Consider the following 6,273-nt stretch of genomic DNA (forward strand, 5'->3'; position numbering starts at 1 on the left):
CGGTGAGCAGCGCGACGCGCAGCTGCTCGGCGACGAACCCGTGCTGCACCGACGCCGTCGTGACGTGCACGAGGGCGGCCTCGGGGGCGGCGGCGACGTCGGGGGCCAGGCGCGCGGGCACGTCCTCGCCGGACAGCAGCTCCACGAGGCGCTGCGCCGGGCCGTGGCCCTCGGTGGTGAGCACGATCCGCCAGCCCGCGGTGGTCAGGCCGCGCAGGTCGGCCAGCGCCCGCTCCGTCTCCCCCCGGTAGGAGAGGACGTCGCGCGCGCCCACCCGCAGGATGCGCACGTCCTCCAGGTCGCGCAGCTCCTCGTCGGCGGTGAGCGTCGTCACCGACCACCACGGCACCGCGCGCCGCTCGGCGTGCCCGCGCACCTGCGCGAGCGTCCAGAAGGACGCGGCGCCCAGGTCCAGGGGGACCTCGTTGCCCGCGGCGGCGTTGGCCCAGGCCGCCTCGAGGAACTCCGCGCCGGTGGCGACGAGGTCGTGGGCGCGGGCGCGCACCTTCTCCGGCTCGGCCAGCACGACGTGGGTGCCCGCGGGCAGCACGTCGAGCAGGTGCTCCATGCCGTCGGCCAGCACCGGCGCGAGGGACTCCATGCCCTCCACGGCGATGCCCTCGGCGAGCTTGGTCAGCATCTCCGCCGCGCCGGGCAGCTGCGCCACGAGGGCGGCGGCGCGCTCGCGCACGGCACCGGTGAGCAGCAGCTCCCGGCACGGCAGCGCCCACACCCCCTCGGGCAGCACCTCCAGGGAGCGCTGGTCGGCCACGGCGAAGGAGCGCACCTCGTCGACCTCGTCGCCGAAGAACTCCACGCGCACCGGGTGCGCGGAGGTGGGCGGGAAGACGTCGAGGATGCCGCCGCGCACGGCGAACTCCCCGCGCCGCTCCACCATGTCGACGCGCGTGTAGGCGGCGCCGAGCAGGGCGCGGGCGGCGTCGTCGAGGCCGACCTCGTCGCCGGGGCGCAGCCGCACCGGCTCCAGGTCGGCCAGGCCCTTGACGAGGGGCTGCAGGACCGCCCGGACGGGCGCCACGACGACGCGGACGGGACCGGTGGTGGGGTCGTCACCGGGGTGCACGAGCCGGCGCAGCACCGCCAGGCGCTGGGCGACGGTGTCGCTGCGCGGGGACAGCCGCTCGTGGGGCAGCGTCTCCCACGCGGGGAACTCCGCCACCCGCTGCGGCCCGAGGTAGCAGCGCAGCTCGGTGGCGAGGTCCTCGGTCTCCCGGCCGGTGGCGGTGACCACGAGCAGGGGCCGCTCGGCGGCCAGGGCGGCGAGCACCGGGGGGCGCGCGCCGAGGGGGGCGACGACGTCGAGGGCCGCGGTGTCCCCCGCGGCCGCGGCCTGCACGGCGGCGGCCAGCGCCGGGTCCTGCCGCAGGACCTCCAGGAGGCCGGTGAGGCTCATCGCGGCACCCGCCGGGTGCCCGGGTGACCGGGACGGGCCGGGCGACCGGGCCGGGTGGGGCCGGTGGTGGGACGGGCGCTGGCCGGGCGGGTGCCGGCCGGGCATGCCGAGGAGTGCACTGGATCTCCGTGGGAGCGGTGGCGACGTCATCGCGGGGCGGACGGCGGCCCTGACAGCCTACGTCCCGGCCTCCGGGGGCGCCGCGGGCCGTGCCTAGACTCCGTGCGGTGCTGCCCGACCCCGATCCCGAGCACCCGCCCGCGGCCGGTGGGCCGTCCCCGTCGCCGCAGGACGCGCCACCGCCGCGCCGCTCCCGCCGGGTGCGCCGGGCCGTCGGCCTCGCCCTCGGCGCCCTCGTGGTCCTGCTGCTGGCCGAGGGCGCCGCGGTGGCCGTCAGCGGGGTGCGCGCCGGCCAGGCCCTGCAGCGCGTGGCGGACGCGGCCCCGCGGCTGGTGGCCGACGTGCGCGGGCAGCGCTTCGCCGAGGCCCGCCCCGAGGAGCTGGCGGCGCTGGCGGACTCCCGCACCGCCGCCCGGGCGACGAACCAGCTGCCCTACCGCCTCGCGGAGCACGTGCCGTGGGTCGGGGACCAGCTGCGCGCGGTGCGCGCCGCGGCGACGGCGGCGGCGCTGCTGGCCGAGCCGGTGCCCGACGCCCTGCCGCTGGCCGAGGAGGTGCTCTCCGGCGAGGTGGTCTCCGCCGACGAGCGCATCGACGTCACCACGGTGCGCCGCCTGGTGCCGCTGGTGCAGGACCTGGCCCGCCGCGCCGACATCGCCTCCGCGCAGCTGCAGGCGGCGCGCGGCGGCTCCCTCGCCGAGCCGCTCGCGAGCCGGCTCGACCCCGTGGCCGAGCAGCTGGCCGGGGCCGTCCCCCTGCTGCGCACCGCGGCGGACGTCGCGCCGCAGCTGCCGGCGATGCTGGGCGACCCCGAGCCGCGGACCTACCTGGTGGCCTTCACCAACCCCTCGGAGATCCGCACCACCCAGGGCATCGTCGGCGCCTACGCGGTGCTGCGCCTCAACGCCGGGCAGATCTCCCTGGAGCGCACCGGCACCGACGACGACCTCTACGACGCGCGGGCCGACCCGGCGGTGCTGGGCGAGGAGTTCCTCGCCCTGCACGGGCGCAAGGCGGCGCTGGTGCAGAACCTCACGGTGGGCGCGGAGGCCGCCGACGCGGGGCGGCTGACGTCGGACCTGTGGGTGGACGCCGGCGGTGAGCGCCCCGACGCGGTGGTCTTCATCGACCCCGTGGGCCTGGCGGACCTGCTGGCCGGGCACGCACCGCTGGACCTCGGCCCGTTCGGGCAGGTGCCGGTGGAGCGGCTGCCCGACGTGCTGCTGCGGGAGGCCTACGTCCGCTTCGACCAGAACACCGCCGGCCGCAAGCTCTTCCTCGCGACCGCCTCGGCGGCGGCGTTCCAGGCGGTGCTGTCGGACGGGCTCGCCGAGTCGAGCCTGCGCGGTGGGGCCCTGGCCGCGCGCGAGGGCCACCTGGCGGTGTGGAGCAGCCACGAGGAGGAGCAGCGCGCGATCGTGGCGGCGGGTCTGGCCGGTGACCTCGGCGAGCAGCGGCCGTGGGCGCGCATCGGGCTCACCAACGCCGCCGCCTCGAAGCTGAACTACTGGATGCAGCCGGTGGTCGAGCTGTCCGCGCCGTGCGCCGCGACGGGCACCGCCCGCTCGTCGCTGACCCTGACCCTCACCAACCCCGTGCCGGAGGAGATCCCGGAGTACATGCAGGACCTCAGCGCCGGCACGGCGTACGGCCGGCGCACGGCGCTGACCATCGTGAGCCTCCACCTGCCCGTCGGGGTGGGGCTGGAGCAGGTCCAGGTGGACGGGGCCGGCGCCCCGGTGGCCGTCGACACCGAGCGCGGCTGGCAGCTGGTGCGGCTGTCGGTCGCGGTGCCCCCGGACGCGCCGGTGCAGGTGCGCTGGCAGCTCACCGGGCCGGCCGGGCTGCTGCCGACCAGCGTCCAGCCGCCCGCGACGGTCGCCGAACCGCAGGTGCGCACGGTGTCCTGCACGCCCGCCTCGTAGCTCAGGGTGGCGTCGACGATCATCGCGTGGCAAGATTGTCACGCTGCGTGGCGAACGCGCCCGGACGTGCCGCACGGCTGGACGAACGCGTGACCGTACGTCATCCTTGGGGCCGCCTGGAAGATCCAGGTTTCGTTCAGGGGGGTAACACCGTGCGCTCTGCTTCCGCTGCCCGACTGGTCGCAGTCGGCATCCTGTCCACCGTGGCCGTCGCCGGCCCGGCCCTCACCGCATCCGCCGTGGACTACGCGCCGTCGACCCCGACGCCGTCCGCCTCCACCCTGCCGCCCTCGCCGGCGCCGTCGGTGAGCACCACCCCGCCCCGCACCGCGGCCGCCGTGGCCTCCTCCGGCGAGGAGCTCGCCTACACCGGCGCCGACGTGCTGCCCTGGGCCACCGCCGGTGCCGTCCTCGTCGCCGGGGGCGCCGCCCTCGTCGTCGCCGGCCGCCGCCGCCCCGCGCGGGAGCACTGAGCACCAGCACCACCACGGCCGAAGGGCCGGTCCCGGCTTCCCGGGACCGGCCCTTCGTCGCGTGCGGGCTCCTCGCCGCGCGCCGCCACGCGTCAGGCAGGTGCGTGGAACCGCTGCTGCGCCGCCTCCAGGCCCTCCGTCAGGACCGCCTCGGCGGCGTCGGCGGCGTCGACCAGCAGCAGCGGCAGCTCCTTGCGCTCGGTCGAGGAGAAGTTCTTGAGCACGAAGTCCGCCGGGTCCTGCCGCCCCGGGGGGCGACCGACGCCGACGCGCAGGCGCAGGTAGTCCTTCGAGCCCAGCGAGGCGCTGATCGAGCGCAGCCCGTTGTGGCCGCCCTCACCCCCACCGCGCTTGAGCCGGACGGCGGCGAACGGGATGTCGAGCTCGTCGTGGACGACGAGCAGGTGCTCGGGGGCGACACCGAAGTAGCGGGCCAGGCCCACCACCTGCCCACCGGAGACGTTCATGTACGACGTGGGCGCGGCCAGCACCACCCGCGGCCCCGGCCGCCCGCCCGGGCCGGTGCCCAGGCGGCACTCGGCCGCCCGGGCACCGCTGCGGTGCTTCTTGAAGGACGCCCCGGCCCGGCCGGCCAGCTCCTCGAGCACCATCTGCCCGACGTTGTGCCGGTTGCCGGCGTACTGCGGGCCGGGGTTGCCGAGGCCGACGACCAGCCACGTGGCGTCCGCGGCGGGGACGGACGGGGTGACGGCCACGGCGTGCTCGGCCTCCTCTCGCGGGTCGGGCTCAGGCCTGCTCGGCCTCGGTGGAGCCCTCCTCGGCGGAGTCCTCCTCGGTGGAGGTGGGGGCGTCGTGGACGATGCCGGCCTCGGCCTCGGCCTCGGCGAGCTCGGCCTCGACCTCCTCGGCGCTCGGAGCGCCGGAGACGATCGCGACGATCTGGGCGAGGTCGCCGGCGATGGTCACGCCCGCCGGGAGCTGCAGGTCGCCGGCGGTGATCTGGCGACCGGCGGGGGCGCCCTCGACGGACAGCTCCAGCGCGCTCGGCAGGTGGGTGGCCTCGGCGACCACGGACACCGTGGTCAGCTCCTGCTGCACGATGGAGCCCGGGACCGGCTCGCCGGTGATGTGCAGCGGGATGTCGACGGTGACCTGCTCGCCGCCGACGACGGTCAGCAGGTCGATGTGCTCGATGAAGCGCCGGACGACGTCGCGCTGCACGTCCTTCGCCAGCGCGAGGTGGCGCTGGCCGTCCAGCTCGAACTCCAGCAGCGCGTTGGGGGTCTTCAGGGCGAGCATCGTCGCGTGGCCCGGCAGGGTCAGGTGCACCGGGTCCCCGCCGTGGCCGTAGAGCACGGCGGGGATCTTGTCGTCGCGGCGGATGCGGCGGGCGGCGCCCTTGCCGAACTCGGTGCGGGGCTCGGCGCTGATGCGGATGGCGGCCACGGTGGGTCCTCCTGGTGCGGTCGGGGCGGCGAGGGCGCCCACGAGCCCGCGCCGGAGCGCGCACGGAGAGCACCGCGTCGATCACGGAGGCGGCAGCCTCCCTCGCCGAGGTCGCCCCCAGTCTACCCGCGGCCGGCGGGTCACCCCACCGGCCGCGGCCCGTCAGCTGCGGCCGTCGAAGAGGCTGGTGACCGAGCCGTCGTCGAAGACCTCGCGGATCGCCCGGGCCAGCAGCGGCGCGATGGACAGCACGGTGAGCTGCGGGAACGTCTGCGCCTCGCTCATGGGCAGCGTGTTCGTCACGACCAGCTCGGAGATCGGGGAGTTCTTCAGCCGGTCCACCGCCGGCCCCGACAGCACCGCGTGGGTGGCGGTGGCGATGACGTCGGCGGCGCCGTTGGCCTTCAGCGCCTCCGCCGCCTGCACGATCGTGCCCGCGGTGTCGATCAGGTCGTCGACGAGGACGCAGGTGCGCCCGCGGACGTCACCGACGACCTCGTGCACCTTCACCTGGTTCGGCACGTTGGGGTCGCGGCGCTTGTGGATGATCGCCAGCGGCGCACCCAGGCGGTCCGACCACAGGTCGGCCACCCGCACCCGGCCCGCGTCGGGGGACACGATGGTGATGTTCGAGCGGTCCACCCGCTTGCCGACGTAGTCCGCCAGCAGCGGCAGCGCCCACAGGTGGTCGACGGGGCCGTCGAAGAACCCCTGGATCTGCGCGGTGTGCAGGTCCACCGACATCAGCCGGTGCGCGCCGGCGGTCTTGAACAGGTCGGCGATCAGCCGCGCGGAGATGGGCTCGCGGCCGCGGCCCTTCTTGTCCTGGCGGGCGTAGCCGTAGAACGGGGCCACCACCGTGATGCGCTTGGCCGAGGCCCGCTTGAGGGCGTCGACCATGATGAGCTGCTCCATGATCCACTCGTTGACCGGA

Annotated in this window: 6 protein-coding genes; 2 read left to right on the forward strand and 4 right to left on the reverse strand. The window is 76.3% G+C overall.

Going from position 1 to position 6,273, the window contains the following annotated elements:
* The coding region (locus ABEB16_RS13010) for a transcription-repair coupling factor family protein (RefSeq protein ID WP_486335984.1) at nucleotides 1–1,414 on the reverse strand (1,414 nt) is incomplete at its 3' end.
* Nucleotides 1,415–1,641: 227 nt separating this feature from the next.
* On the opposite strand from ABEB16_RS13010, the gene ABEB16_RS13015 reads away from it, so the two are divergent.
* Nucleotides 1,642–3,459 (forward strand): DUF4012 domain-containing protein, encoded by a 1,818-nt coding sequence (locus ABEB16_RS13015; RefSeq protein WP_345712675.1) that lies wholly within the window; start codon nucleotides 1,642–1,644, stop codon nucleotides 3,457–3,459.
* Between the two features lie 203 nt (nucleotides 3,460–3,662).
* The gene (locus ABEB16_RS13020; RefSeq protein ID WP_345712676.1) at nucleotides 3,663–3,932 is read left to right on the forward strand and encodes a hypothetical protein; all 270 of its coding nucleotides are present in this window, start codon (nucleotides 3,663–3,665) and stop codon (nucleotides 3,930–3,932) included.
* A 92-nt stretch (nucleotides 3,933–4,024) separates the two neighbouring features.
* Here ABEB16_RS13020 and pth read toward each other — a convergent pair whose 3' ends face one another.
* The 3 genes from pth to ABEB16_RS13035 all read right to left on the reverse strand — a co-directional run.
* Nucleotides 4,025–4,648 carry an aminoacyl-tRNA hydrolase gene (pth, locus tag ABEB16_RS13025; RefSeq protein WP_345712677.1) on the reverse strand — a complete coding sequence of 208 codons (624 nt, stop codon included), beginning with the start codon at nucleotides 4,646–4,648 and terminating at the stop codon, nucleotides 4,025–4,027.
* Nucleotides 4,649–4,679: 31 nt separating this feature from the next.
* Entirely contained in the window at nucleotides 4,680–5,339 is a 660-nt protein-coding gene (locus ABEB16_RS13030) for a 50S ribosomal protein L25/general stress protein Ctc (protein ID WP_345712678.1), read from the reverse strand.
* A gap of 162 nt (nucleotides 5,340–5,501) precedes the next feature.
* The coding region (locus ABEB16_RS13035) for a ribose-phosphate diphosphokinase (RefSeq protein WP_345712679.1) at nucleotides 5,502–6,273 on the reverse strand (772 nt) is incomplete at its 5' end.

It is taken from the genome of Kineococcus glutinatus (assembly GCF_039542765.1).
In the GTDB taxonomy this organism is placed as follows: domain Bacteria; phylum Actinomycetota; class Actinomycetes; order Actinomycetales; family Kineococcaceae; genus Kineococcus_A; species Kineococcus_A glutinatus.